The 26,738-nt window shown below is 33.2% G+C and carries 34 protein-coding genes; 33 read left to right on the forward strand and 1 reads right to left on the reverse strand.

Features of this window, described 5'->3' with window-relative positions; all coding sequences use genetic code 11:
- Positions 1–15: 15 nt before the first annotated feature.
- The 10 genes from OM075_RS00340 to OM075_RS00385 all read left to right on the forward strand — a co-directional run bounded on the left by OM075_RS00340 (position 16) and on the right by OM075_RS00385 (position 9,810).
- Positions 16–2,115: a response regulator gene (locus tag OM075_RS00340; RefSeq protein WP_301188458.1), complete on the forward strand. Its 2,100-nt coding sequence runs from the start codon at positions 16–18 to the stop codon at positions 2,113–2,115.
- A gap of 10 nt (positions 2,116–2,125) precedes the next feature.
- Complete coding sequence (locus OM075_RS00345; RefSeq protein ID WP_301188459.1) at positions 2,126–3,523, forward strand: sigma-54-dependent transcriptional regulator; 1,398 nt, start codon at positions 2,126–2,128, stop codon at positions 3,521–3,523.
- A 262-nt stretch (positions 3,524–3,785) separates the two neighbouring features.
- Complete coding sequence (locus tag OM075_RS00350) at positions 3,786–5,036, forward strand: PAS domain-containing sensor histidine kinase (RefSeq protein ID WP_301188460.1); 1,251 nt, start codon at positions 3,786–3,788, stop codon at positions 5,034–5,036.
- Positions 5,037–5,081: 45 nt separating this feature from the next.
- The gene (locus OM075_RS00355) at positions 5,082–5,483 is read left to right on the forward strand and encodes a response regulator (RefSeq protein ID WP_301188461.1); all 402 of its coding nucleotides are present in this window, start codon (positions 5,082–5,084) and stop codon (positions 5,481–5,483) included.
- A 267-nt stretch (positions 5,484–5,750) separates the two neighbouring features.
- Positions 5,751–5,939, forward strand: coding sequence for a CsbD family protein (locus tag OM075_RS00360; protein WP_301188462.1), 189 nt, complete (start codon positions 5,751–5,753; stop codon positions 5,937–5,939).
- Between the two features lie 64 nt (positions 5,940–6,003).
- Positions 6,004–6,468 carry a sll1863 family stress response protein gene (locus OM075_RS00365; RefSeq protein WP_301188463.1) on the forward strand — a complete coding sequence of 155 codons (465 nt, stop codon included), beginning with the start codon at positions 6,004–6,006 and terminating at the stop codon, positions 6,466–6,468.
- A 157-nt stretch (positions 6,469–6,625) separates the two neighbouring features.
- Positions 6,626–7,525 carry a mechanosensitive ion channel family protein gene (locus tag OM075_RS00370; RefSeq protein ID WP_301188464.1) on the forward strand — a complete coding sequence of 300 codons (900 nt, stop codon included), beginning with the start codon at positions 6,626–6,628 and terminating at the stop codon, positions 7,523–7,525.
- Between the two features lie 193 nt (positions 7,526–7,718).
- Positions 7,719–8,015, forward strand: a complete 297-nt coding sequence (locus tag OM075_RS00375; RefSeq protein ID WP_301188465.1) for a YtxH domain-containing protein — start codon at positions 7,719–7,721, stop codon at positions 8,013–8,015.
- Between the two features lie 387 nt (positions 8,016–8,402).
- Positions 8,403–9,245, forward strand: coding sequence for a hypothetical protein (locus OM075_RS00380; RefSeq protein WP_301188466.1), 843 nt, complete (start codon positions 8,403–8,405; stop codon positions 9,243–9,245).
- Between the two features lie 67 nt (positions 9,246–9,312).
- Positions 9,313–9,810, forward strand: a complete 498-nt coding sequence (locus tag OM075_RS00385) for a Dps family protein (protein WP_301188467.1) — start codon at positions 9,313–9,315, stop codon at positions 9,808–9,810.
- A gap of 231 nt (positions 9,811–10,041) precedes the next feature.
- Here OM075_RS00385 and OM075_RS00390 read toward each other — a convergent pair whose 3' ends face one another.
- Positions 10,042–10,632 carry a helix-turn-helix domain-containing protein gene (locus OM075_RS00390; protein WP_301188468.1) on the reverse strand — a complete coding sequence of 197 codons (591 nt, stop codon included), beginning with the start codon at positions 10,630–10,632 and terminating at the stop codon, positions 10,042–10,044.
- A 122-nt stretch (positions 10,633–10,754) separates the two neighbouring features.
- On the opposite strand from OM075_RS00390, the gene OM075_RS00395 reads away from it, so the two are divergent.
- From OM075_RS00395 to OM075_RS00505, 23 genes are all read left to right on the forward strand, one after another.
- A complete protein-coding gene (locus OM075_RS00395) occupies positions 10,755–11,063 on the forward strand; it encodes a hypothetical protein (protein ID WP_301188469.1) in 309 nt (102 codons plus the stop codon).
- Positions 11,064–11,131: 68 nt separating this feature from the next.
- Positions 11,132–11,668, forward strand: a complete 537-nt coding sequence (locus OM075_RS00400) for a response regulator transcription factor (RefSeq protein WP_301188470.1) — start codon at positions 11,132–11,134, stop codon at positions 11,666–11,668.
- Between the two features lie 114 nt (positions 11,669–11,782).
- The gene (locus OM075_RS00405; protein ID WP_301188471.1) at positions 11,783–12,184 is read left to right on the forward strand and encodes a DUF4406 domain-containing protein; all 402 of its coding nucleotides are present in this window, start codon (positions 11,783–11,785) and stop codon (positions 12,182–12,184) included.
- Positions 12,185–12,189: 5 nt separating this feature from the next.
- Positions 12,190–12,402: a hypothetical protein gene (locus tag OM075_RS00410; protein WP_301188472.1), complete on the forward strand. Its 213-nt coding sequence runs from the start codon at positions 12,190–12,192 to the stop codon at positions 12,400–12,402.
- On the forward strand, positions 12,399–13,115 hold the full coding sequence (locus OM075_RS00415; RefSeq protein WP_301188473.1) for a hypothetical protein: 717 nt from the start codon (positions 12,399–12,401) through the stop codon (positions 13,113–13,115). The genes OM075_RS00410 and OM075_RS00415 overlap by 4 nt, the downstream gene beginning before the upstream one ends.
- Positions 13,116–13,198: 83 nt before the next feature.
- Positions 13,199–13,588: a hypothetical protein gene (locus OM075_RS00420; protein WP_301188474.1), complete on the forward strand. Its 390-nt coding sequence runs from the start codon at positions 13,199–13,201 to the stop codon at positions 13,586–13,588.
- A 2-nt stretch (positions 13,589–13,590) separates the two neighbouring features.
- Positions 13,591–14,061 (forward strand): phage replication initiator YdaU family protein, encoded by a 471-nt coding sequence (locus OM075_RS00425; protein ID WP_301188475.1) that lies wholly within the window; start codon positions 13,591–13,593, stop codon positions 14,059–14,061.
- Positions 14,048–14,647, forward strand: coding sequence for a P-loop NTPase family protein (locus OM075_RS00430; protein WP_301188476.1), 600 nt, complete (start codon positions 14,048–14,050; stop codon positions 14,645–14,647). Before OM075_RS00425 ends, OM075_RS00430 begins: the two co-directional genes overlap by 14 nt.
- Before the next feature lie 3 nt (positions 14,648–14,650).
- A complete protein-coding gene (locus tag OM075_RS00435) occupies positions 14,651–16,678 on the forward strand; it encodes a primase-helicase family protein (RefSeq protein ID WP_301188477.1) in 2,028 nt (675 codons plus the stop codon).
- Between the two features lie 242 nt (positions 16,679–16,920).
- Entirely contained in the window at positions 16,921–17,445 is a 525-nt protein-coding gene (locus OM075_RS00440; RefSeq protein WP_301188478.1) for a hypothetical protein, read from the forward strand.
- Between the two features lie 170 nt (positions 17,446–17,615).
- Positions 17,616–17,858, forward strand: a complete 243-nt coding sequence (locus tag OM075_RS00445; RefSeq protein WP_301188479.1) for a hypothetical protein — start codon at positions 17,616–17,618, stop codon at positions 17,856–17,858.
- Positions 17,855–18,205, forward strand: coding sequence for a hypothetical protein (locus OM075_RS00450; protein WP_301188480.1), 351 nt, complete (start codon positions 17,855–17,857; stop codon positions 18,203–18,205). Before OM075_RS00445 ends, OM075_RS00450 begins: the two co-directional genes overlap by 4 nt.
- The gene (locus OM075_RS00455) at positions 18,202–18,402 is read left to right on the forward strand and encodes a hypothetical protein (RefSeq protein WP_301188481.1); all 201 of its coding nucleotides are present in this window, start codon (positions 18,202–18,204) and stop codon (positions 18,400–18,402) included. The genes OM075_RS00450 and OM075_RS00455 overlap by 4 nt, the downstream gene beginning before the upstream one ends.
- 35 nt (positions 18,403–18,437) lie before the next feature.
- Entirely contained in the window at positions 18,438–19,055 is a 618-nt protein-coding gene (locus OM075_RS00460) for a hypothetical protein (protein ID WP_301188482.1), read from the forward strand.
- Positions 19,056–19,066: 11 nt separating this feature from the next.
- Positions 19,067–19,492: a hypothetical protein gene (locus OM075_RS00465; RefSeq protein ID WP_301188483.1), complete on the forward strand. Its 426-nt coding sequence runs from the start codon at positions 19,067–19,069 to the stop codon at positions 19,490–19,492.
- Positions 19,493–19,494: 2 nt separating this feature from the next.
- The gene (locus tag OM075_RS00470) at positions 19,495–19,806 is read left to right on the forward strand and encodes a hypothetical protein (RefSeq protein WP_301188484.1); all 312 of its coding nucleotides are present in this window, start codon (positions 19,495–19,497) and stop codon (positions 19,804–19,806) included.
- A gap of 266 nt (positions 19,807–20,072) precedes the next feature.
- A complete protein-coding gene (locus tag OM075_RS00475) occupies positions 20,073–20,621 on the forward strand; it encodes a hypothetical protein (RefSeq protein WP_301188485.1) in 549 nt (182 codons plus the stop codon).
- A 17-nt stretch (positions 20,622–20,638) separates the two neighbouring features.
- Positions 20,639–21,022 (forward strand): hypothetical protein, encoded by a 384-nt coding sequence (locus tag OM075_RS00480; RefSeq protein WP_301188486.1) that lies wholly within the window; start codon positions 20,639–20,641, stop codon positions 21,020–21,022.
- A gap of 89 nt (positions 21,023–21,111) precedes the next feature.
- A complete protein-coding gene (locus OM075_RS00485; protein WP_301188487.1) occupies positions 21,112–22,044 on the forward strand; it encodes a S49 family peptidase in 933 nt (310 codons plus the stop codon).
- Between the two features lie 10 nt (positions 22,045–22,054).
- On the forward strand, positions 22,055–24,058 hold the full coding sequence (locus OM075_RS00490; protein ID WP_301188488.1) for a hypothetical protein: 2,004 nt from the start codon (positions 22,055–22,057) through the stop codon (positions 24,056–24,058).
- 73 nt (positions 24,059–24,131) lie between these two features.
- Positions 24,132–25,154 (forward strand): hypothetical protein, encoded by a 1,023-nt coding sequence (locus tag OM075_RS00495; RefSeq protein WP_301188489.1) that lies wholly within the window; start codon positions 24,132–24,134, stop codon positions 25,152–25,154.
- A gap of 150 nt (positions 25,155–25,304) precedes the next feature.
- Complete coding sequence (locus tag OM075_RS00500; protein ID WP_301188490.1) at positions 25,305–25,778, forward strand: hypothetical protein; 474 nt, start codon at positions 25,305–25,307, stop codon at positions 25,776–25,778.
- Positions 25,779–25,869: 91 nt separating this feature from the next.
- On the forward strand, positions 25,870–26,709 hold the full coding sequence (locus tag OM075_RS00505; RefSeq protein ID WP_301188491.1) for a hypothetical protein: 840 nt from the start codon (positions 25,870–25,872) through the stop codon (positions 26,707–26,709).
- Positions 26,710–26,738: the final 29 nt, after the last annotated feature.

Here is a 26,738-nt window from a genome sequence, read left to right on the forward strand (position 1 = left end):
ATTGTTCTATAATTTATGAATGTAGATAAAGCACAAAAATCATCAGTTCAAGAACAGCTACAAAAGCTCATCCTTAAATATAAATCCAATCCTGAATTATGCCATGATTTGAATTGTGTTTTGGAATCTGCTCAAGAAGAAGCAAAATCTAATAATAATATTTCTGAGAAAAATGCTCCTAACCAGGAATTACGCCGACTAAAACATCAATACAGTGCCCTTCTCGATAATTTACCAGAAATGGATGTTTATCTTTTTGATAAGGAAAACCGATTTCTTATTGCAGGAGGACAGGAAAAACAAAAGTTTGGATATACCAAAAGCGATTTTTTAGGAAAAAAGGTAAATGATATAACGGAAGAAACTATTGTTGAAAAATTCTCCCCCATTATTTCTAAAACATTGGCCGGGGAAAGGATTGAAACAGAAATAAAGACTAAAGGAAGAGTTTATAAAATAATTACTCAACCAATCTATGACGATTCTGGGAAAACAGAATACGGTATTATGATTGGTCATAATATTACCAAGTTAAAAAAGGCTCAGGATAAACTCAGAAAAGCCAAAATTGAGGCAGAAAGAATTGCACAGGTAAAATCGAACTTCCTGGCAAATATGAGCCACGAAATACGTACGCCACTCAACGCCATAATGGGATTTTCGGAACAGTTGGCAAAAACAGATTTAACTGAAGAACAACGAAAGTTTAATCATCTGGTTAATGAATCATCCGAACACTTATTTTCTTTGGTAAACGAAATTCTTATTCTATTAAAAATTGGAATGGGTAAAGTATTTATTGACAATACGCCATTTAATGTCAGAAAAGTATTTAATGATGTATTCCAGTTCTTTAAAATTAAAGCTGAACGAAAAGGAATTGAATTATTATATCAGGTAGATGATGAAGTGGCCCAGGTTTTAATTGGTGATCCATTCAGGTTAAAACAGATTATGATTAACCTGATAAGTAATGCTATAAAATTTACCAACTTTGGATCAGTTCGTTTTTCCTGTTCCGTAAAAAAAGACCATGGCGACTTTATAAAACTAAAAATTGACGTTAAAGATACTGGAATAGGAATCAACACCAATGACTTGTCTTCAATATTTGATGAGTTTAGCCAGGCCGAAAATATGGTTAAAGAAAAACATGGAGGTACCGGTTTGGGATTAACCATCAGTAAAAAACTTATTGAGCTTCAAAAAGGCAGTATTAAAGTAAAAAGCCAAATAAACAAAGGAAGTCATTTTACCGTAATCATTCCTTATAAAAAAGGCTCCGAACAAGATATTTTAAAGGAAGACCAATCATTTACAATTAATAATGAATTACTTGCTGGTAAGCGCATTTTACTTGCTGATGATGACTCCTACAACAGAGAACTTGCACATACCATACTTAAAAACTGGGGTACCAAATTTGATATTGTAAAAAATGGAGAAGAAGCTTATAATAAAGCAATACAACACCAATATGATCTGATATTAATGGATATTCATATGCCTATACTCAATGGAATGCAGGCCACAAAACGAATTAAAACTCAAAATGAAAGTTTAAACAAACACACTAAAATTGTCGCATTAACGGCCAACATTACCAAAAGTGATATTGTTGAATACATGAAGTCAGGCATGGATGACTATATTATAAAACCCATAAAGGAAGACGAATTTTACAATAAACTTTGCAATGTTTTGGATATTCCAATGAATGGCAATTTTATTGAACTCAATAAAGAAGTATTGGCATTGGAAGAAGAAGAAATTAAAAAGGCATATGATTTGAGTGATTTAAAATCCGCAACCAGAGGTAATAAAATCGCTTTTAATAAAATGTTGCAAACATTTCTTGATAATTCAGTCAATGGAATTGAAGAACTTCAGGCAGAACTTGACAAAGAAAATTGGGATACCATAAGAGAAACAGCGCATCGACTGGTTTCATCTATCAGATACTTTAAAATTGAAGTGGTTCCGGATAAATTAAGAAAAATTGAAGAATCTGTAATCCATAAGGACTATGAAGAAATTCCTGAAATGATTCATGAAGCAGTTTCTATATTAGATGACATTCTGTTTCAAATGAAAAACGAAATAATAACTGAGTAAAAAACACTATATGCTTCAAATACTTGTAATTGACGATGATACTTTTATGTGCAACTTATTAGAGACTTACCTTTCTAATTATGGCTACCATGTTGAAACCGCATATAATGGACAAGGAGCTCAGAGTCTGCTAAAGAAGAAGAAATATGATATTGTTGTTTGTGATTTTCGTCTGCCGGATAGTGATGGACTGGAAATGCTGGATTTTATTAAAACCAAAAACCCACAGACTAATGTAATTATCATCACAGCTTACGCAGACATCAGGATGGCTGTTAAATTAATGAAGCTTGGAGCATATGATTATGTTACAAAACCACTGCAGCAGGAAGAATTACTTCAACTTGTGAAGCAAATTGATAAATCTTCAGAAAGTGGAAAATCTTTACCCAAAAGTACAAAACCTCAAAAAGAATTTATCTCAGGAGATAGTCAGATCATGAAAGAGGTATTACGTCTTTGTGATATTGTTGCTCCAACTAATATGTCGGTATTAATACAAGGTGAAACAGGATCTGGTAAAGAATATATTGCAAGATTTATTCACCAAAATAGCAATCGAAACACCAAACCTTTTGTAGCTGTTGACTGTGGCGCTATTCCAAAGGATTTGGCAAACAGTGAATTATTTGGGCACTTGAAAGGCGCATTTACCGGAGCAATAGGGGATAAAAAAGGTGTATTTGAGCAAGCTAATGGTGGAACCATTTTCCTAGATGAAATTGGGAATTTACCTTATGATTTGCAAATTAAACTGCTTAGAGCTATTCAAGAAAGAGTTGTTAATCGTTTAGGTAGTACAAAACCTGTCAACATTGACGTTAGAATTATAGCAGCTACCAACGAAGAATTGGAATCAGATATTACTACCAATAAGTTCAGGGAGGATTTATACCATCGATTAAACGAATTTAAAATTAAACTTCCGTCTCTTAGAGAACGAAAAGAAGATATATTAATATATGCAAACCACTTTATATCCGAGGCGAACAATGATCTAAACAAACAAGTTATAGGTTTTGATCCGGAGGTTATCTTAACCTTACAAAGTTATCCCTGGCACGGAAATCTGAGGGAATTACGCAACGTGATTAAAAGATCGGTATTGTTAGCTGCTACTGAAAACATCTCTCTGGATTGTTTACCTCCGGAAATTAAAGATTACAATGATACAGAACAAAATAGTATAGTATCCAATGCCATTGAAGAACAGATGGAACATTCAGATGAATTACCTGACTTAAAAGATGCCGCATTGAAATTTGAACGAGAAGTTATCATAAACACTTTAGAAGAAGTAAACTTTAACAAATCAGAGGCAGCCAGAAAATTAAATATAGATAGAAAAACGCTTTACAATAAAATGAAGGTACTTGAGATAGACTATAAAGCCCTAAAACGCATATAAAAAACTGTAGAAATCACTCCACAGGTTACACTAAATATTTCGTACTTGTGGAAAATATTCTACAATAAAAATACCCTACAAAACTTCGACAAATTAAGTTTCCAATTTTTTTTGCCATTTAATAAAACTGAACAATTAGCCATACATCTAAATAATTATATCCTTACAATTTATAGATCAAAAATTTATCTCCATAACACATAAGTGATCAGTCTTATATAAATCCTCTTGTTTCGATTCCTCACTTCAACTGGCATAGTGCTTGAAGCTATTTTTTAAGGTACAAAAATTAAGAGAAGCTAATGGCAAAATGGATCACATCAAGAATAAAAATATAGATAATAATAAATCACAGGATTATACAAAGAGAACTGAGCATACTGTTCTTAATAAAAACCTGAAAGAAGAACTTAATTTTCTTAAACAGATTTCTGAGAACACACACAGGGACAAGAAAATTATTGATATACTCCCTCAAATTGCTTGGACTACATCTGCAAAAGGTGAAATTGAATTTTTCAATAAAAGATGGTATAAATACACTGGAGCCAAAGCAAATACCGACTTAAACAAAACCTGGTGGTATGCCACATTATCTGCTGACCACAATGTTATAGAAGATTTTTGGAATGACATACTTAAAACAGGAAAGGAATCCGATATAAAAATCAGAATTTATAACACTAATGAAGAGGCCTATCATTGGCATTTGGTTTCATTGGTACCCGTAAAAAATGATAACAATGAAATTATAAATTGGATTGGAACAGGTACAGATATCCACAACGAAGTGATTCAAACCAAACTACTAGATTCCAAAAACACCGAATTACAGGCAATTAACCATTATCTCGATCATTTTGTACATGCCATGGCTCATGACTTAAGGGCTCCTGTAGCAAATATTAAAATGCTCACAAAAATCTTAAACAAGGATACTTCTGCCAACAAGGATAAGTTAATGCACAACATGTTTTATAATGTTGAAAAACTCGACAATACGATTCAAGGAATAATTAAAGTTATTGATGCTCAGGGAAACAATGATCCATTTACAAAAAACATCAATTTACTAGATATTATTATAGAAGTATTAAGTAGTGAAAATGACTTTATAACAAACTACAAGGCAAATATTAATATATCCATTTCTAAGTCTTTACAATTAAATTATGTAAAAGGGTTTATCAAATCAATTATAACTAACCTTTTAAAAAATGCTCTGGAGTACAGTAAAGAATCCTTGCCTCCTGAAATATCCATATCTGCTCACAGATACAATTCAGATACAATAAAACTAATATTTGAGGACAACGGGATTGGAATGGATATTCAAACTATTAAAAATAAAATCTTCAAACCCTTTTCAAAATTTACACATCAATCAAAAGGTATGGGATTAGGATTACATATTATTGATACAATGGTTAAAAGAAATGGAGGAAAAGTTGAAGTAGAAAGTGAAATTAACATGGGCACAAAATTCATACTCTATTTAAAAGAATATGAATAACAAAACAGGCAGGTTATACTCACTCTCACAACAAAAGATAAGGATATGGAATTTAATAAAACACTAATGATAGATGATGACTCGTTTCTGTTAGAATTGCATCAAATGCTCATTGATATGGCAGGATTAAAGGAGTACTTTACCACAGAAAGTGAAGCCAGATCGGCTTTGGAACATTTAAGCTACATACATAAAAACAATCAGGAGGCTCCCAAATATATTTTGCTTGATTTAAATATGCCTGTAATGGATGGTTTTGAATTTATAAATCAGTTTCAGGAACGTTTTGCAAATACAAGCTTCTCTACAAAAATTATCATAGTAACAAGTTCAACGCGTTATTCAGACTTTAAAAAAGCCATGGATTATCCATTCGTAGTTGACTATAAGACAAAACCATTACCTGAAAAATTTGTAGAAAACCTCATTATGGGAACAGATTCGTGAAATTCTCTCCACACTTAATTGTAACACTTTCTCCACAAATAAAATCATCAATAAAAATTTCAAAAACCCAACACCTAACGTATCCAACTTATTTACTGCACCTTACAACACAAACAACTCCATAACATTAAAAGTTGGCATAGTGTTTTCAATTTATTAATCAGATCGCGAATTAATTACTGACAGTATTTTAATCATGCGCATTGGTTATTTGTCCGGACTCATACTGTCAATTAAACTATATATAAACCAAAAAAAGAATTAATCATGGATAAACTTGAGATTAAAGGAAACTGGAACGAGTTAAAAGGTAAACTAAAAGAAAAATATGGTGAATTTACTGAAGATGAATTAACCTATACTGAAGGAATCGAAGATCAGATTTTAGGTAGATTACAAAAAAGAACCGGTAAAGCCAGAAGCGAATTAATTAAAGAAATTCAAAATCTTTTATAACAAGTTTCAATTAACCCAGACAAATAAACATACCTAATTAATATTCACAAAAACTAAATATATTATGAAATATAAATTCAAGATAATAACGATTATAGCTATAATATTTTCAAGCATTTCACTGGTTTCCTGTAATCAGTCAACTTCAAAAAAAGAATCGAATGACACGAAAATCGAGGAAAATTTGAAAGATTTAAAGACTGACCTTAAGGATTTGGGACAATCAATCGAAAGTGTTGCACAAGAAAACAATGAAGAGTTTCAGAGTCGTGCAAAAGAGATTCTAAATAATTTTGATAACAAAATTGAGAAATTTGAAGAAGATGCCGAACTCACAGGTAAAGAAATGAGTGAAACAACCCAGGATGCAATTGAGGATTTAAAATCTCAGAGTAAAAAGATTGCAGCTAAAATTGATCAGTTGGGTGATGACAGTAAAGAAAACTGGCAGGATTTAAAAAAGGAAGTTAAACACGACTTTAATCAATTTGGAGAAAGTGTTAAAGACTTTTTCAATGACAACGTATAACAGCGTTACACTAAAACCTCAAAACTACACTTTTATGAATAAACACATAAGTCCTTATAATTTAGGGCTTATGTGTTTATGCATTTTATAGGTCATAGTTTCTCTCACATATTAAATACCTTTAATTATATCAAATAACCATTCATCAATTTGCCTTATGATTAATAATTTTGCTAACGCTTACAATAAAATTTTCATAAAATTATTCGATTGGTATGACACGATTATATCAATGCTACCCAATTTTTTGGTAGCGGTTTTGGTTCTAATCATAACCTTTGTAGTAGCAAAATTTATTAGAAACATTGTAAGTAAAACACTCCAAAGATTTCTATACAATGAAGCAGTAAATAGTTTATTAAATGCTATTGTATACACAGCCATCATAATAGCCGGAACTTTTGTCGCATTAGGTGTATTAAACCTTGATAAAACCGTAACCTCTTTATTGGCAGGAATAGGTATTATAGGATTGGCGGTAGGTTTTGCTTTTAAGGACGTAGCTTCAAATTTTTTATCGGGAATTTACATGGCTGTTAAAAGTCCTATTAATGTGGGCGACATCATCGAGTACAACGATATTTATGGTACCATAAAAGAAATTGGTATCAGAGCTACAACATTAACCACCCTCCAGGGACAGGATGTTATTATTCCCAACAGACTTATCATTGAAAATTATTACACGCATTACACCATAAACGGACAACGAAGAATTGATCTCTCGGTTGGAATTTCGTACGGCGACGATCTTGAAAAGGCTGAACATATAACTAAGAAAGCCATTGAAGAAATTCCTTTTCTCAAACCAGAAAAAACAGTTGAACTATTCTATACTGAATTCGGTAGCAGCTCGATTAATTTTGTAGTTCAATATTGGGTAGATTTTAAAAGTGAAACAGACTATTTAAAGGCACAATCTCAAGGCATAAAAAACATCAAACTTGCCTATGACAAAAATGACATTACCATTACTTTCCCAATACGTACTCTTGACTTTGGAATTAAAGGAGGTAAATCATTAGGTGAAGTTTTATCTGAAGCTAAGAACGAATAAGATGTTATTTTACAACATATTACCTACAAAACACACTTATATTGTGGAGATTAAAACTGTGTAACAACTTCCACAATTGAGTAAATATTCTACAGTTTTATTAAGGATATTTACCTCAAACCCAACAAATCATATTTGGCAAGGTTTTTTCTCTATAATAGGAAAGATGTTTAACAAATAAAACTTTTAAGTTATGTCAAATACAAAAACAATATTAGGAATTTTAGGTGGTGCAGCAGTTGGAGCAATTGCTGGTGTTTTATTTGCTCCTGATAAAGGCTATAAAACCAGAAGAAAGATTAAGAAAGAATCGCAAAGAGTTACAAAAAACGCCACAAAAGAGGTTCATAGAAAAATGGAAGATATGAAAGGACATGTTAACCATGTTGTTGATGATTTAAAAAGCCAATTATCGCAAGCTGAAGCTGAACTCAAGAGTAAATTAAACCATGTTAGAAATAAAAAGTCTGAAGAAGTTATTGAATCGTAATATCACTTCTTACGAAGATCATTACCCAATATATAAAACAAGGCAGGAATCCTTTTTACTACAGTTTAAGGTTCCTGCTTTTTTTATTGCCTAATCTAACTTAATAACTGAAGGGATTAAACACATGTGTGGTGTGTATTCAACAGTTTTACCAGACAAATGCTGTTGAAAAACTTACACAGTTATACAGCTAAAATAATTAATCAAAAAAATAACAAAAACATATCATTCTATCCTTCTGTACGTTACAACTTATCACATCTTTTTTTGGCATCAAATAATAAAATCAGAACAGTATTTGATCTACTATAAACAGCAGCACACAATTGCACAACATATAATAACCTGCAGGAAATACTAAAATTTTTAATTCAAAATATTAACATCATGAGACGTAAAATAATAGAGTATATAAATACTACAAAAAACATAGAGGAAGCTATTAAAACAAGTATTCACCTTGGTAATAAACTAAATAAAGATATTGAGCTAAATATAGTTGTAGAAAATGCAGCAGCATCGTCTTTAGCCGGAGCCACACCTTTAACCGCAGCAAGCGAAGCTCAAATACAACAAGAGCTTCTATTGGAAATATCAAGCAAAGCCAAAGAAGTTGTTAACAAATATGAGAAGGATACAGCTGATTTAAATATTGAAATCAAACAAAGCACATCTTCTCTTGACTATTTAATAAAAGAAAAATCCAGAGAAAAAGACACCTATCTCATTATACTTGCACAGGATAGTTTTAGAGTAGATGTATCACTTCTGTCTTTCTTTGACAAATTTGCTCAATTAGCCGAATGCCCAATTCTGAGACTACCATCTGATTATACTTTTAAACCATTTAACAGAATCCTGTATGCTTCAGATTTTCTGGAGGAGGATATTGAAAAACTAAAAAATCTGATAAATATCGCTAAGGTATTCAGATCACATATAACCATGCTTCACATTTCCGAAAAGGAAGATTCAAATTTTCGTAACACATTAGACTTTGCCAATGACATCGTTCAGCAAATTGATTATGAAAACATAGAAGTCAAAACAATATCATCAAGAGATATTAGCACAGGTATAAATAATTATGCCCACAATAACAAGTACGACCTAGTTGTAGTACTCCGGGAACATAAAAACTTTTTCGAGAACATCATACAAAAGAGTCAGTCGCTGGAAATTACAAAGGATTCAGAAAAAGCAATCCTAATGTTTCACGAGCTGAATTAATTAGAAAGTCGAGATCAAAATAGATATAAGGACAATTCAATTATTATTAATATAAAAAATATACATTATGGAAACTTTAACAAAAACGTATTCAAAATTAGGATTTACAGGATTAGACACAGCAGAATTAGTAAAATCAATGAACAATGTGATTGCTAACTATCACGTGTTTTATCAAAAACTAAGAAACTACCATTGGAATGTAATGGGTCCTGACTTTTTTGATTTACACCAAAAGTTTGAGGAACTATATACCGCAGCTGTTAACAATATCGATGAGATTGCAGAACGAATTCGTGTATTCGGACAAACACCTATGAGTACATTAAAAGAATATCTGGAAATTTCAGAAATTAAAGAAACGGGATATAACCTTACTCCCCTTGAAATGACAAGAGACGTATTATCAGATATTGAAAAATTAGATGGTCTGTTAATTAAAGTAGCTGAAGCTGCCAAAGAGGCCGGAGACGTTGCAACCATTGATTTAATTAATAGTATGATTAAATCGATTGAGAAAGAACACTGGATGTTAACCGCCTGGTTGAACAACTCTAAAAACTAATAACAATTCAAACAAATTAAATAATAAATAAATTCAAGTAACTTTCTTTCTAGTTTTAATTGTTTGAAACAAAAAACGCAAGTATTACAATAACACTTGCGTTTTTTTTGTTTGGGTGGAAGACCGGTTTTAGATGATCACTCCATATGCCTTTGTATCTAACTATTCACGCTAATAATATTATACAATACTCTCAAATAATAAATATTATAGGCTTTTTACGTGTCTATCTCACTTTCTGAGGTTTAGCAATTTATTAAGCCTATTTACTTCATCCTGTAATTCAATTATTTTTTCTTGTAAACTCATAATCTTTTTATCCTTTTCATAAAGATCCTTGTCCTCTTCTTCCTCCTGAGGTTGTATGCTAAGTGTATTTAAAAGTTTTTTACCTAGTATATCCTCTAAGGAAACATCCAATATCTCAGAAACCTTTTTTATTATTTCAAAGTCAACCTCTGCCCTTTTTTCCATAGAATAAACGCTTTGTCTATTTCTATAACCGAGTGCTGCAGCAAAGTCTGAAACATTAAATCTTTTTTGTTTTCTAAGTTCACTAATCCTTTTACCTACATGAGTAACCGTTTCATACGAATTACTTGACTCTTTAAGATGCTCTTCTTCATCTTTTATATCTGAATGAAAATGAGTAATTGGAATATTAAGAACCTTACAATATTTTTTTAAGGTTTCATATTGTAAGGTTTCAGTTGCTTCAAGATAATGAAGTGAATTAGGTTTAATGCCGATAGCATCAGCTATTACCTGCATTTTAATCCTCCTTTTTTTCCTTATTCTTTTAAGTTCTTCACCCTGATGCATAATTATTTTTTAAAAAAATCAATAATTCTTTTGCATTGTGTGAGGAAATACTCCATATTTGTATTGTCGAGATACAAACATAATTGGAATATTTCCAATCACACTTTAAAAATTATATAAATATGTCTAAAAAAGATTACAAATTCAACATTGAACAAAAGTTGAATGATCTCCCTTTTGAAGAGAGACAAAAAGCCCTAAAACAAATACCTGAACAACTGGGCATTAGCGACTACACCTTCTATATGTGGAGGAGAATAAAAAAATCTGATAGATCTGATATTCCATCCCTTAAACTCACATCCATTGCTGACTTCTTTCAATGTACAATTCATGAATTGATTAATATTGAAATACCTACTATTTCAATGCATTCAGCGATTCAATCTCGTTCAAAAATCAAATCCAAATACAAAATGTCAACACTTTAAATACACATTACAAATTTCTGTATTTAAAACGTATGTTTTTATAGTGAATAACACCCAAATTGTATGTTATGAAGAGTATAGAATTCCATACTGACCCATTTGGCGAAGACATTATTGTATCGCAAGGAGGAGCGCACAGAACTTTTTCAGAGAAAGACACTGAGTTAATTAAACTAATGTATGCCGAAATTGAAACCATGTATCCAGACGCTTTCAATAGGTTGCAAGAGTTATATAGCCCAAGTGCTGATTTTAGATATTTGGTAGTTCGTAGGTTTGTTAAATGTAACTTTGGTTTAGCCGATGAAAAGCCAGATATAGACCACGAAGGAAACTGGAATCTTGAAAAGGTAAAATGCCCCCTTAGAGGTGGATTTTGTTGCGATGAAGAAGTAATTTGTTCTCCTAAGTTCAACACAGGACTAACCAGCAGAGAAACAGAAATACTTTCACTTATAAATATTCCTGTAAAGGAAATTGCAAACAAGTTTTTTATAAGTATTTCAACTGCAGAAAATCACATTGCCAACATTAAGAAAAAATTGAACCTAGGTAATAATACCGAGCTCACTCAATATGCAATTAAGCATAATATTTTAAAGTAGTTAAAACATAGAATTAATATGCCGGAACGTTCTTTTAAGGCTATTGTATTATTACAACCATCATAAGCCACCCTATCGGTAATTAATTCCTCACACACTTTTAAAAATATTACAATGAGCAATACAAATAGGCTTCTTACATCAAAGAAGCTACAACCTATGCGCTATAAAGTTTATATAGCGGGTAAGGTAACAGGCTTACCTTATAAAGAAACTTTTGAAAAATTTTTAAAAGTTGAAGAAATGCTCAGAAGGCTTGGGCACGAAGTAGTAAATCCAATGCGCCTTGTAACCCAAGGTACCGACTGGCAAAGTGCAATGCGTATTTGCATACCGGCATTATACGGATGCAACGCCATTTACCTTTTACCAGACTGGCACGAAAGCAAAGGTGCAAACCTTGAATATCATAATGCTGATGCCATGAGATTTACACTAGTAAACGATTTAGTTATAGGCGAAATGAAAACCCGAATAGCTAACATCGAAAAACAATTCCCACAATTTCAAGACTAAAAAAAATGGACTACCCACAATTTACAATTAAAGTAATAGCATTACCAGAAATAGCAAATGAGCTTGTTGACTTTTTACCTGTAGAGTTAACAAATGAGGTAAGCAAAAAATACGAAAACAAAGAAGATAAAAACCTTTGTCACCGTTTTATAAAACTGGATCCTGACTTATTCAAAAAATACAAGTTGGTTCCAATTGAGGAAGGAGGTGTGAAATGAAAGGGATTCTGTTTAAACCAGATATGATTGCTGCAATAGACAGCGGTCAAAAAACAATGACCAGGAGAGTAGAAAGTTGCTTGAGCGATTTCAATGATGATCCTAACGCATACAACTTCGAAAAGATTCTATACTCAAATAAGTTAGGTTATTCAAATGCATTCTTTGCTCCAGAATCAAAAACATGTTTACTGGGTAAAAGACCTAAATACGAAACCGGAGATATTATATACATCCGTGAACCGTTTAGGGTTCCTCGCGATTTTGATTCATTATCTCCTGCAAATATTACCGCTGCTCCAATAGAGTATAAATATGGAGGTACAAAGAATTGCATTGGTAATAAAATTCTTAATCCAGGCAAATGGAGATCTCCACTACACTTACCTGTAAAATTTGCACGAAAATTTTTAAAGATTACAGACGTCAGAGTTGAGCGATTAAAAGACATATCTGATAGTGACTGCATTAGTGAAGGAATAAAAATTCAGAAAGAGAATATTGAAGGTGTTTGGTATGAGAAATACAATTCTCCGTTAAAAACTTTAGTAACAAGTGATCCTTATGAAAGCTTTAAAACATTGTGGCAATCCATAAATGGAAATAAATCATGGGAGCTTGATCCGTGGGTATTCATATATGAATTTGAACGATGCAATAAAGATGGACAACCAATTGAAGAAACACCATTGGCAAGTTGCCATAACAATTAACGGAATTACAAAACATTATACCGGGTACCGAACTGTGAGTGAGATGTTGTTGGGAGCGGCTCAGTATTTAAAACAGCATAAAGATGAAAAAGAACTTAATAATAGTAGGCCCTATAGCATCAGGGAAAACAACATTAGCTAATCATATTAAGGCACAATACAAAAATCCAATAACGTTGATTTTTAAAGGTTATGATCAGTCAGGATTTCCTCCATTCTATTTCAATAATTGTAATGAAGATACAGATTTGGTAATAATTGAATGCGAGACCAATAACGCCATACATATTGAAACTATTATACGAAGATGTGTCTATCCTATAAACGTTGAAAAGCGAGGTAATTCCCCTTTTCAAATAGATCCAAAAATAATATTTACGACTCAGGAACTACCTTCTGATTTAAATTTAAAAAGTACTACTCAGTACTATGACTTTGTTTTTCTAACAAACAACAATCCTTTTAATAATTAGCTATGCAAACAAAATACGTAAAAGCAGTTAATTCAATTCAGGATCTATTTCATGAATTAGGTGACGAGGGAAAACTTTCAAGTTATCAGATTTCTAAATTTAATGAAGCGCAAAAAGTACTGGTCAACTTTAACCAATGGGTGACTGATCAAATAAACGGTAATCAAAAAATTGAACTCCCCTGGAAAAGCGATGCCTTTGCTGCAAAATGGCTTGAATGGAAAAAACACCATAAGCAAAAAACAAGTAAGAATTACACACCAATGGGTGAGCAAAAGGCATTATCAAACTTGTTTAATATTTCAAATCAAAGTGAGCAAAAGGCCATCATAAACATTGATTATTCAATTAGTAATAATTGGAGCGGTGTTTATGAATACAAGCCATCAAAGCAAAAAGTAGTTAATAAATCAGGTAATCGCCCAGGACAAAAAATTACTAACCAAAAACCAAAGAATTATGAAGGCTGGTGATATTCAACTCGGACTAGAACGATTAAAGCAGGCACATATTAACCCTGTACGAAAGGCAAAAAAGTTTTCATTTGGAGACTTTAAGTACTGCCGTCAAATATTATATCAATCTTTTATTAGTACTGATGGAACGGTGCAAAAACTAGAATGGTTACCTGAGTATGATAAAGTTGCTGAATGGATGGTTGACAACCAAGGGAAAGGCCTTTGCATGGTTGGTGATTGTGGTCGTGGCAAATCAAGTATTTTAACAGGTGTACTCCCTCTTATTTTTAATATAAAGTTTAACAAGAATGTACATGTTTATCCTGCAGAGGAAATGCCGGAAAAAATACAAGAGATTTTAACCCGTCCTATAATTGCCATTGATGAACTAGGCGTAGAACCTATGCTTAATAACTATGGAGAAAAGTACGAGGCTTTTAACCGAATTATTAATCTGGCCGAAAAGGAAATGCGGCTACTTTTTATTACCACAAATCTTACTAAAGATCAGATTTTACAACGATATGATATCAGAACTTGGGAAAGGATCAACAGACTTTGTAAAGTAGTAAGATTTGAAGGCGAAAGTTATAGGAGGTAATTTATGTCGGAGCTTAATTATAAACCAATTACTGAGAATGGTAAAAAATCTGAAGATCAGGTTTTATTTATACCAGAATCAGTAAAAAAACAAGCTAGCATTTCTACATTATTTATTACAGATTTACCTTTTAAAGCCAATGCTGCAATAAAAGCTGGTATACCGTTTATCGGGTACAAAGGAATTACTAATCAAGATAGTGATACTTTAAAAACACTTGAACCAGGATTAGTAAAGCTTTTAGCTCAAAAGAAGATTCACTCTGTAGTACTTATGTACAATGCCGATGTTCTGGATCCAAAGTTTAAACCCGGTGCAGATAAAGATCTTACTGCACCATTAAATAATATCTATTTTGCCGTAAAGCAGTTTAAAGAAACTCTTTTTGAAATAGATGATACAATTACACTTTGGTTTGCCCACATTAAACACCATTTTTTTGCTACTGATAGTATTATTTCGCTAGATGAATTGGCACAAAAGAGCAAGGACTCAATGAAGAGTTTACGCCAGTTCAGAAAAAAGGAGAATGCTTTCTATGACAAAATAAACCTTACAGAATTAAGCTTAACAAGGTTATACAATCATCTTAAACTTAAGGATGTTATTAGCTTTTACTCTTATCATTCAGATAGATTAAAGAGTTATGAATTTACTTTTAGGCATGTTCGATATTGCCATGATGGTGATAAGCTCGAAAAATTGCAGCATACGGATAGAAAGCTGTATTTGAGAGTTGGATCCGATTATTACAAACGAATGATGACTATTAATAGCCATAATGAGTATGAGGAAGTATTGAGCAGGTGGAAGGTTGGAGAAATTAATCGGGATTATGGGAGTGATTTTATAAAGCAAATTCCAAAGTATGATGGTTTTGTAAACAAACCAAGTAATAATGGAGAGTATCAACGAACATACACTGTGGCACATCATAATGTTACCAGTGAATTGTATAACATTTATCACCCTATTGATCACGATCCGGTTGCAGGAGAGTGGCCAGTCATTGAAAAGTTTCTAAGGCATATTTTCTCAGCAGCCAATTTAGATGGTGAAATACTTTACGAGTTTGGTTTAGATTACATTCAACTATCATTTCAAAATCCGATGCAACGTCTACCTATATTGGCTTTAGTAAGTAGTGAACGAAATACAGGTAAATCTACTTTTCTTGATTTTTTGAAACTGATATTTGGTGCTAATATGAGTATCCTGGACAATCAACGCTTTAATCCAAAGTTTACATCTCACTTCGCAGGGAAGTTATTTGTAGCAGTAGATGAAGGTCATATTCCGGTAAACGATAAAATGACCAAGGAAATGATTAAGAATATGGCCACAGGTAAAGTAATGTGGTTAGAGGCCAAAGGGAGTGATGCCAAAAGCGTTGATAATTACACACACCTCATATTCTGCACCAATGACGAACGAAACTTTATGCAGATTGATCCAGGCGAAAACAGGTTTGCAGTTCTTAAGGTACCAAGCTTTTTAAAAGCCGGTAAAAAGAACGATCCTGATATGTTAGAGAAGATGCGTAAAGAGGTGCCTTGCTTTCTGAACTTCTTAAATAACAGAAAGCTTCATTATGGCACTAAGACCAGCCGTTTTTGGTTTCCTGATCATGTTTATGTTACGGAATCACTAAGAACTGTAATGCATAACACCCGAAGTATTCTTGAAAAAGAACTTGAAGAGTACATGGTTGATTCATTTTTCAATTTTAATGAAACTGAGATATGCTATACTCTTACCGATTTAACTACTGAGTTGAATAAGAATAGTGACTATAAGTTTAAGAATACTGATGTGAGAGATAAGCTTATTGAAATATATAACATATCACCAGGAGAAAACAAAAGGTACAAACATTATTCAACAGATGATAATGGTGAAATTATGGTAACTGAAAAGAAAGGTCGCTATTGTTCTTTTTTTATTAAACAATTTCTAAATGATGAAGAGTTAGAAAGATTTTTTAAAAAACCTGTGGAATTTGTGGCTAATGTTCCAAAAGACTGTAATTGATTAAATATTAACACAATAAATATGGGACAAATAATTTAATGCAAAAATAGTAAAGTGGCTAATGTTCCAAATAAAGAACATGCTGCCACAAATGGGAACAAATCAAAAATTAATAGGAACAAAGTTATAACGATGTAACACCATGATAAACTGAATCTTACAACAGTAAAATGAGCTTTGGAACAAAATCCACGCAATTTTTCACAATGTGTTATAATTCGGAAATTCAAAAAAAATCAATAATGGAAAAAATAAAAAATATCAACTTACTTATAGTTCAAGAAATTGAAACATACTTAATGAAAGCCTTTAGGGTCTTTAATAAAAAGGAACTCAATTATAGCTTATCTGAACTAACAAATATTATAAATAGAAATAGCGATTTCGCTTTTAACAAAAGAGATGTGAAAGCCATTTTGTTAAGCTATTTTAAAGTAGCTCCATCAGGTAATATGCACTATGTGTATTATTTTTTTGATGATAATTGGAATGCTTCATCAATGCATAAAAAGGGGTGGTTCTATAGGTTTATAGCTAAGGATATAATGCCCAAAAGTGTATTTGATGCTTATTTTAAAGAAGCCAACCATTGCAAAATAAAACACCTTGGAATATGCACAACAATTGGTGAATTACGCACAGCTATTGCTGATTATCCTGCAGAAACATCTTTTGGTTTTAGGAATCAACCCATGCAACACCTGCATGAAGTTTCATATAATGATGGTAAAACCTTTGTTGTTTTTCAAGAACCAATTAACTCATAGTTTTATGCATAATACTGATAATATATCTGAAGACTATAAACCAATAAGTGACAAACGATTTGCAGAGGTATTAAAAAAACATGCAAACCACGAGATATGGCACACCTGCACTTGTTGCGGATACGAATACGATATGAGAATTCACGGGTATATATGCCCAAATTGTAAACATGAAATTGAGAAATAAAATGATACCTAATAGAGCCAGAATAACAAGAGTATTAGACTTAAAAGATAAGGAGACAGAAAAATTTGGAGTTGCAATTCAAAAAAAGAAAGGTGGAAGATTTAATTCTTACCTCGCAGAAAACAATAAAATGTATGTAACAACAAACAAAAGTGAAGTAATTCAAAAGGTAAAGCAAGTCAATAAACAACTTCAAGAACTAAGAGACAAGGAGGTGATATCATGAAAAAACAATATGACTTTGAATACGGATCAAGTGAAGCCTTTGCTTCATTTGAAGTAGACACAGAAATCTTCACAGAAAAAGAAGCTCAAAGCTTTCTCAACTTCTTTGTCTGGTCTTACGATAAAGAAGAAAACCCGATTGATGAAGCAATGAGAAAGTATGCTATATCAGTTATTGAATGCGCAACATTTGAAGACTGGAATACTCGTGGAGTAATTGATGAATTTAATAATAAAGAAGGTTACTACAAGGTTGATGGTAGCGAAGGTATTACATTAAAATATGTTGAGAGATACGAATTTGAAGAAGAAAACTTAACCATTAAAGTTAAGGAGGTTCAATCATGACTTTAAGAGAATGTACCGGAAGATGGTTTCTGAAAAAAAGATTTTTTGGAGGCTATACAGTAATAGTTGAAGTTATAAAACACAGATTCGACGCTAACGATGGAACAAAGGATCCTGATTTAATTGTATGGGAAAAAGCAACAGAAAGCGACCTGTACAATATAGATATAATGGGTATTCAAAACTTAGAGGTATAGCTATGAATCCAAAACTCAAACAAACATTAATCAGTATGGCTCTGCTATTTATGATAGCTGAACTCAGTTATATAAACAGCAAAAGTCTTCTTCACTTAGCCGGATCCGGAGCAACCATTCACCAGGCGTTTGCCATTGTTGGAGCAATAGCATTTAGTATTGTTACCATTATCATTATGCAGCAACCTGGTATCAGATGGCAAAAGGTTGTTTTCCCGGTGTTTGATTCTGCTTTGGTTTTCTTAGGTTTTAATCTGGACCTTTACCCAAACATGCGCATTTACCTAACCATATTTATGGCAGTATTTGCCGGTTGTATCATGTATAGTCTGGGTAAAATTGAACACCAAACGGGAGAAACAAAAGAAGCCCGGGAACTGGCCCACGAAAAAGAGAGAGCAAACTCACTTGGTAAACAGTTGGACTCTGTTAAAAGTGAGTTGCACCATACCTCAAATCAGTTACACAATACTGAGTGTAACTTAGAAAAAGTTTCTTGTGACTTCGACAATCTTAAAAGTGAGTTTACAAATGCCAAAACTCAGATTGAAGTGATGGAACCCATCTACTTAAAATCAGAGATAGGTAGAATACGCAAAAAGAGTATTAACAATAGAACTCCAGAAGAAATAAAGATTTTGGAGAGTGTTTAACATCTTAAGTTATGAATGAAATAGATAAATTACAATTAAAACATTTAGCTCCTTATTTACCTCATAATATAAAAATACAATCACAGTATGGATATGGAGATTATGATTACAAAGGTAGAATAACAACTATGGGAGTCTTTAACATTGAAATGGTTAATGGCGAAAAATGGAAACCTATCCTACGTCCACTTTCAGACCTAACTAAAGAAATAGTAATTAATGGAGAGGCGTTTATGCCATTAAATGAAATGAATAAAACATTACAGTGTGCAAGTTCCATAAGAGATGGTAGATTAGCTATTGATGTTAGGCTTTTTAGTACAATTATAATCTCTTCAGGCAAATATTATGACTGTATTCAAAAATTATTTGAATGGCATTTTGATGTATTTGGATTAATAAAATCAGGTTTGGCAATTGATATTAACACAATATAATTATGAATATACATAGGCAAATAGACGCAAATACAATTCTTCATTATATAGAAGCTAATAATTGGCATTATAATGATAAGGACGAAATGGTAATAGATGTATTCGAACTTTCTTTTGCATTCTACGATTGTCATTATTTCGTTTTTCTACCAAAAAAATATATTGAAGAAAATTTTAGTTTTGGCATGACAATGGAAGGAGACTCAAAACTATTTGAAAGCTTTGAAGAAGCAATAGAAGATGAACATTGGGAACTTATAAAAAAGAAATGCCGCCAATATGAAATGTGGCATAGTAGATTTTTGAATAATTAAACAATAAAAAAGCGGGTATTTTAATAAACTCAATTGTTAGCAGCTGAGTTTACCAAAATTTGCAAACCCGCTTTTTTATATTATATTAGTACTATTAACTCATAGTTTAGGGTTAGGTTTGGTTAAAGATTAGAAAAGCTCCTGCAAACGTGCAATGGAGCTTTTTTTATTTTAATGTATTTATTAGTTGTGTATTATGTATTTATAATATTTGAACTATGTATTTGAATGGTTATATTTGTACATACTCACACTAATTATCAAATATGGCTTCAGGAATTACCGTTAAAGTGGCAATGCGCCCACTTTTTGTTGATTACTTAAAATCTATTTATTACTCCGATCAAAACCAAATAGCCCTACAACATACACAGCTTGGCATATTGGTAAAAGAACTTTTAACTAAAGTACCTCCTAATTACAAACCCAAAAAATACAATGAAAACGAATACGTAGAATTAATACTTCCTTTTTATAAGGATTTAAATATTAGCTATAATAATTTTCTCAGCGAAAACTCAGAAAAAATCATTCGCAAATGGGTACAAAACAAATTCTATATTGATTTACGTGATCATGTAGAGAACTGGAAATCGATGCCTGGCTTTGAGATAAATTTAGCCATTAATCATTTTTGCGATATGCATCATATCAATCCCGATCATTATAAAACAAATTCTCTTTATCGGGATTTTTACAGGTACCAGCAAAAGAAAAAAACTTCGCAAAAAATGAAAAAAATCTCGTCTACTTTTGCGGCCGTTTTGTCCATTATGTTGCATTTATCTGTCCTTCCATTGTCCTATCTATTATAAACACAAACATACAGAACATGAAACGCTATTTTGCCAACTTATTTTACATTGTACCTGCCTCTGATGTAGTTTCAATTGATGGAAATACTATAACATTGGATACCGGAAAATCAATCGATACAATATTAACCGGTAACGATGTTGAGTTTAATGAAAACTTAAAAGAATCCGGAGCTAATGATTACTACGAACAGAAAACAACTCCTATATCGCACTCTGTTGAATCCACAATAAGAACAAAGTACAGAAAAGAAAAGGTTATTGTACAATTAAAAACCACACAAGGCGAAGTATTTACCTGGGGAACAAAGGAAGTTCCAGTTAGATTAACATTAGATAGTGGTTTAAATGCCGATACCTGGCAAATGAAACGCTCTGCCACTTCTCCTTTAATACAATAAACTCTTAAAATCACCATTTTACGAGGGGTTTAAGTCCTTTTGCCCCTTGCAAATGCGTGGTTTCTTGCATGGTGTAAAACAAATACATCATGCCAAAATTTAAACATCCCTTTGCCACTACTTTACTTGCTGAACCTTTATGCATGACTCCGGAGTCTCGTATTCAGGCTATCATGCAAATGATGAATATGGATGGTGTGGATATGGAGGTTATTAATTATAATAAAATGGCCTCTGCTCATGCCGATAGACTTTCACGAACTACACATATTAATGTTACTACAGAATATGTAAATAAGCAGCTGGAAGAAAACACGCTTGCTTTCTATTTTATTGATGGACCTATTTTCGCAGACTATGATCCATGGGGTTGGTACTTCTCTACTAAACAATTCCGTGATGATTTAATTGCAGCTGAAGCCAACGAAAACATTATTGGGCATTTCATCTGGGCTAACTCAGGAGGTGGTGAAGCATGGTTTTTAGATCAGGCTTATAATGTAGGTATAGAACTTACAAAACCGGTATATGCCTTTGTTGAAAAAAGGGCAGCTTCTGCAGGATTTTACCTAATCTGTTTTGCGAAAAAAATTATAGCAGCCACACCAAACGACACTTTCGGATCCATTGGAACCATGGTGAGCTTTTGGGATATGGTTCCTTACTACGAATCTTTAGGCTTTAAATGGCACGAAGAATATTCCAATTTATCTGATTTAAAAAACAAAAAATTCAATGACTTACTTCAGGGGAAAACCGACCAGTACAAAAAAGAAGAGCTCGACCCTCTTGCCGAGCAATTCAGAACAGCCGTTCGCAATGCCAGACCATCGCTTGCAAAACTCGATGAAGACCACCCAGCCTTCAGGGGCGAAACGTTCTCAACACTTCGGGCCATCGAAATTGGCCTGATTGACGCTCAAATGACATTGGAAGAAGCTGTGGCCGAATTATACCGTGTGGCATTAGACCAGGCTGACACCAATAATGCAGTAACAGAATCATTAAAACTAATCTCTTAAATATTTTTAGATGAAGGATTTCTTAGAAAAACTACAAGAAATAATGGAGGCTATGGGACTTAAGAAAAAAGTCTCGGACCTATCCAAAGAAGAAAAAACTCAGTTTGCCGAAAAGTACAAAGAAGTACACGGTAGCGATTTAGATGAAGACCTTAAGGCTTATAAGGAAAACAAAGAGAAAAACGAAAGCCTTGAAACTGCATTTGCAGACTTAGCCGGTATTTTGGATCAAACAGATGGTGCAGGAGCCAATGATAAAACACCGGCTGAACAGGTTGCTGAAATTAAAAAGCAAATTGCCGATTTAAAAAAGAAAAACGGCGATAAGGATGCTAAGATTAAAAAGCTTCAGGAAGAAAAAACAGCTCTTGAACAGGAAATGGAGCACGATGATCCTAAAAAAGTAAATATGAAAGTTGCCATTGTTGGGTTACCTCACTCAGAAACACATTTATTCGGCATTCAACATGCCATGTATTCGCTTGATAAACGTTGGAACCAGTTAATGGTTGATCGTACCATCTCCTCAAAAGGATTAGATGAAGAAGCCACTTTTAACGAGTTTCAAAAAGAAACCAGAGACTTTGGTAACAAAGTAGCTGCACGTATGCAAGAGCTCCATGAAAGTAATATGTTGCGTGATCCTGAAAAACTTCAGGCTGATGTTGATTATACAGGATTAAGTGGAGCTGGTTTAGGTGATCAGTTTGTAGTTCGTAGAACGGATGCTTTAATAGCCAGATTCATTAGGCTTAAAAATGTATACGATATTTTCCCACGAAGATATGGTATTGAAGATCGCGAATTAATTACTAATGCGTTCTTCGATGAGTTCTCTCAACCATACCAGGAGGGTGAAGTATGGAAAGGTGGCATGTCTCTTAAACCAGAAGTTGGTTATGTAGATGACGCTATGATGAAAACACTTTTCAAAAACTGGAAGTGGATTGAACGTAGTTATATCGCATACTTAAATCAGGACGGATCAGACCCAATTAAATGGAATATGATTGAATGGGCCATTTTACAGATTGCAGAAAAATTGACCAATGAGCAATACAAACGTAAAATTGTTGGTGTTTTCCGTAAACCTGTTGCAAACCGACCTGCTCATGCAAATCATGCTTCTACAGGTGTAATCTTTACTTTAATTCGTTATGTACACGAGTATAAGTTATTGCCTATTGAGGATGCTGCATACGCTGAATATACCAACACAGGCACGGATATGATTGATACTGTGGAGGCGTTTGTAGAAAAAGTAAAAGAAGTTTACGAGGGTGACATTGAAGACCTTACTCTTTACTTAAACAAAAACCATAAAACCTGGTATAAATCCGGATACCGCCAAAAATATGGTGCTGATGGGGACTTTTCTGCAGTTGTTGACGGTAAGCTTCAGGATGAAGAAGTAAATATTATTTGGGTTCCAAATATGGGAAGCCACCAATTAATGTTTATGCAAAAGCCTGGCAACATACAATGCCTTGAGAATCTTCCTGGCGAAATGTTCAAAATCAAATTCAAAGAAGAGATGGAGAGCGTTAAAGCATGGAGTATTTGGAAAGAAGGAACTTCGGCAGAGTTTGTTGGTAAACCTTTTACAACAAAAGCTGAACTTGAAGCTAATAACTTTGAACTTCAGGAAATCTTTATGAATAAACCAGCGTTTAAAGTTGCTGCAGAAGCTACCACTTTAGATGCAAACAACGGTTTCTGGCAAATGACTCAGGATAATGGTGCAGCTCGCAACCTTACAGATATTAGCAACTCCAAAGAAGGTACTGCTTATATTATTGAGTGTGCCGGTACAACCAATGCAACTACAGTTAACAAGTCGGGTAAGTTCGATTCAATTACAGCTACCTACACTCCTACTGCAGTAGGAGATTACTTAATGGTTGTATATGATAAAACCGATGATAAGTTCTACGAACTAGAGCGTTGTGTTGGTGGTGTTCGTACTATCAATGCAAATCTTCAACCTAATACTCCAGGAAACGGAGGTAGATAGGTAAAACCTAATAGCCTGCTTCAATAGAAGTGGGCTTCTTTTAATTTTAGTTTAATTCTCAAAAACTTATATAATGAGGAATTTAAAAAAAATGAATAGCAAGCAATTGGCTTATTCATATAAAAAAGTATTTATGGCAGGTTTAAAGTACCGTCTTCAAATGCTATTGGTACTTTGTGTTTTTATTGGTGGAGTTTCTGCAGTAGGTTCAGTTATGGCTCCTAACTATAATGCGCCCAAAGTAGTATTAGGTAGTTCTGGTGTTACTGCCATTGTTACTATGGCAAGTGTAGGAAACCTGGATGAAGTAAGTGCAAAAGATTCTGCAGGAAATCAAATTGGAATGCGTGTTTGGTTAATCGATCGCAAACAGATTGATGATACACAGGTATTCCCACAACCAAATGCCGACAGAGAAGTAGGAACAATACCACTGAAAGCCGGTGAATATATGCACTACTTTGATGCCGTAAACGAGTCGGTTAAATCAAACGGAACCGGTGAAAAAGGTGATGTAAATGTTGACTTTAATAATACGCTAAGCTTTATTATGGCAGGTAACAGAATACAGCTTATGAATTATTTAGAGGAGTATGCCGGCCGTGGTCACATTGTTATTTGGCAAGAATGCGGAACTGGAGTAAGATATATACAAGGCTCCCTATGCAAACCAATGACTTTAAATAGCTTCGACCGTAAAGATGATAACGAAGGCCGTTATGTTACGTTTACTTTTGGTAATAAACATTGGCAACAACCATGTATTTATACTGGCGAAATAGTACAACAAGATCCGGTAACCATTGCAGCTGATGCAACAAACTTAGCAATAGTTTCTACAAATGGCAGATACAATTTAAGTGTGAATACTGGTGCAACTGCATTAGCAACTGTTTCGGGTATTGCCTCCAGCGATTATGGTAGAACGATTACTATTTACGGTGTTGGTGGGGCTAATCCTACAACCATTGCAGACAGTACTACCTTTGTATTAGTTGACGGAACAACCTGGACAGGCAATGCAGGTAGTTCAATTACATTTAAAATACATGATGCTGAAACTCTTGTCGAAGTTAGCAGGGTGCAGACAGCTTAATAGGTCCATAATTAATTTGAAGTTAAAGCCTCACCATATTGGTGGGGCTTTTTTTGTTATATTTGGAATATATATAGAATATTTAATGATATGCTAAATATCCAGAGAAAAGATAACGTTAGGTTTAAACTCCTAAAAGAGACCTATATTGTGACTAACGATGATTTTGGAACAATGATTGATTTTAATGAACTTGGAAGAATTAATGGCTTTGATCCGAAAGAAGTTAATAGTGCTTTTATATATTTACTTCATGAAGGATTAATAGAGGGATTTGGAGCAGGATCTTCAGTGATGTTAACACATGAAGGTATAATTGCTGTTGAATCTGTATTAAGAAAAGTAAATTTTGATGATGATATTCCATTTAACCAAGTAGAATTATTTCAATTAAAAGAAATTTTGAATGATTTAAAAGATAAAATAAACCGTTTAGAACTTGGTCAGCAAGTAATATTTAATCGAATTGATGAAGTTTTTGAAGAAGCCAAATCAATGCAAAAAAAAGATTGGAAAGACTACTTATTAGAACAATCAAAAAATTGGGTTATTGCACAAACATTAACTGAAGGTGGAAAAATAGCTATTGCAGCAACATTAGAAGGATTAAATATCATGGGATAACAATACTATTTTCATTGTCCTTTCTGTGCATTGCACACTATTACACCTTTGTGATTATTAGATTACTAGTAATTATTTAAAGTGTAAAACCATGGATTTAGGAACACGCAAAAAGGCACTCAATGCCTTAATCAATGTAAAACATTTAGAAGCCGATAAAGAACTACTTAAGGCAAAACGACCACATAGTCACGTTTTTAAACGTAAATATCCAACTCCAGAACGTACTCACCGTGAAGTATTATGGGATCTTCTTAATGTAGCCAGTAAAGAAGAAATTGAAACTAACCGTAAAACATTTACTTCTTCCAAGGATGAAGACGAAGCAAAAAAAGCAGCTGAATTAAAAACTAAGCAAGAAAAAGAAGCTGCCGAAAAAGAGGCTAAAGAAAAAGCTGAGAAAGAAGCCAAAGAGAAAGCAGAAAAGGAAGCTGCTCAAAAGAAAATTACTGAAGCTAAAACGGAATTAATTGCAATGGATTTGGATAACAAACCAAATTACCACCGTATGGTAAGCATCATTGCAACCTTAGATATCGTTGTAGAAAATAAAGAAAAAGAAACTATTGTTGCTGCATTAAAAGCAGTTAAGGCTGAATTAATAAAAGTGGATCCAGTATCAGAAGAAGAAGCCAAAGCTAAGCTGAAGGTTTTAACATTAGATATGGATACAAATTACTATTTAATGAAAATGCTTGCTGAAGTATTGAAAATTGATGTTGATTTAAACAATCATAAGGCATTAGTTTTCGCTCTTAAAGAATATAGAGGTGATATTGTTACAGTCGGTAATAAAGACCTTGAGCACGAAAACGAAGATCTAAAAGGAGAGTTAGAAGATACTAAGGACCAGCTGGAGCAAACTCAGGAGGAACTTGAGGAAATGAATGCGGAGTTAGATGAAGCAAAAAAAAACGAAGCTCAAAACTAACACCTGCAAAGGAATACCCAAATATTAAT

It is taken from the genome of Plebeiibacterium sediminum (assembly GCF_026013605.1).
GTDB lineage: Bacteria > Bacteroidota > Bacteroidia > Bacteroidales > Marinilabiliaceae > Saccharicrinis > Saccharicrinis sediminus.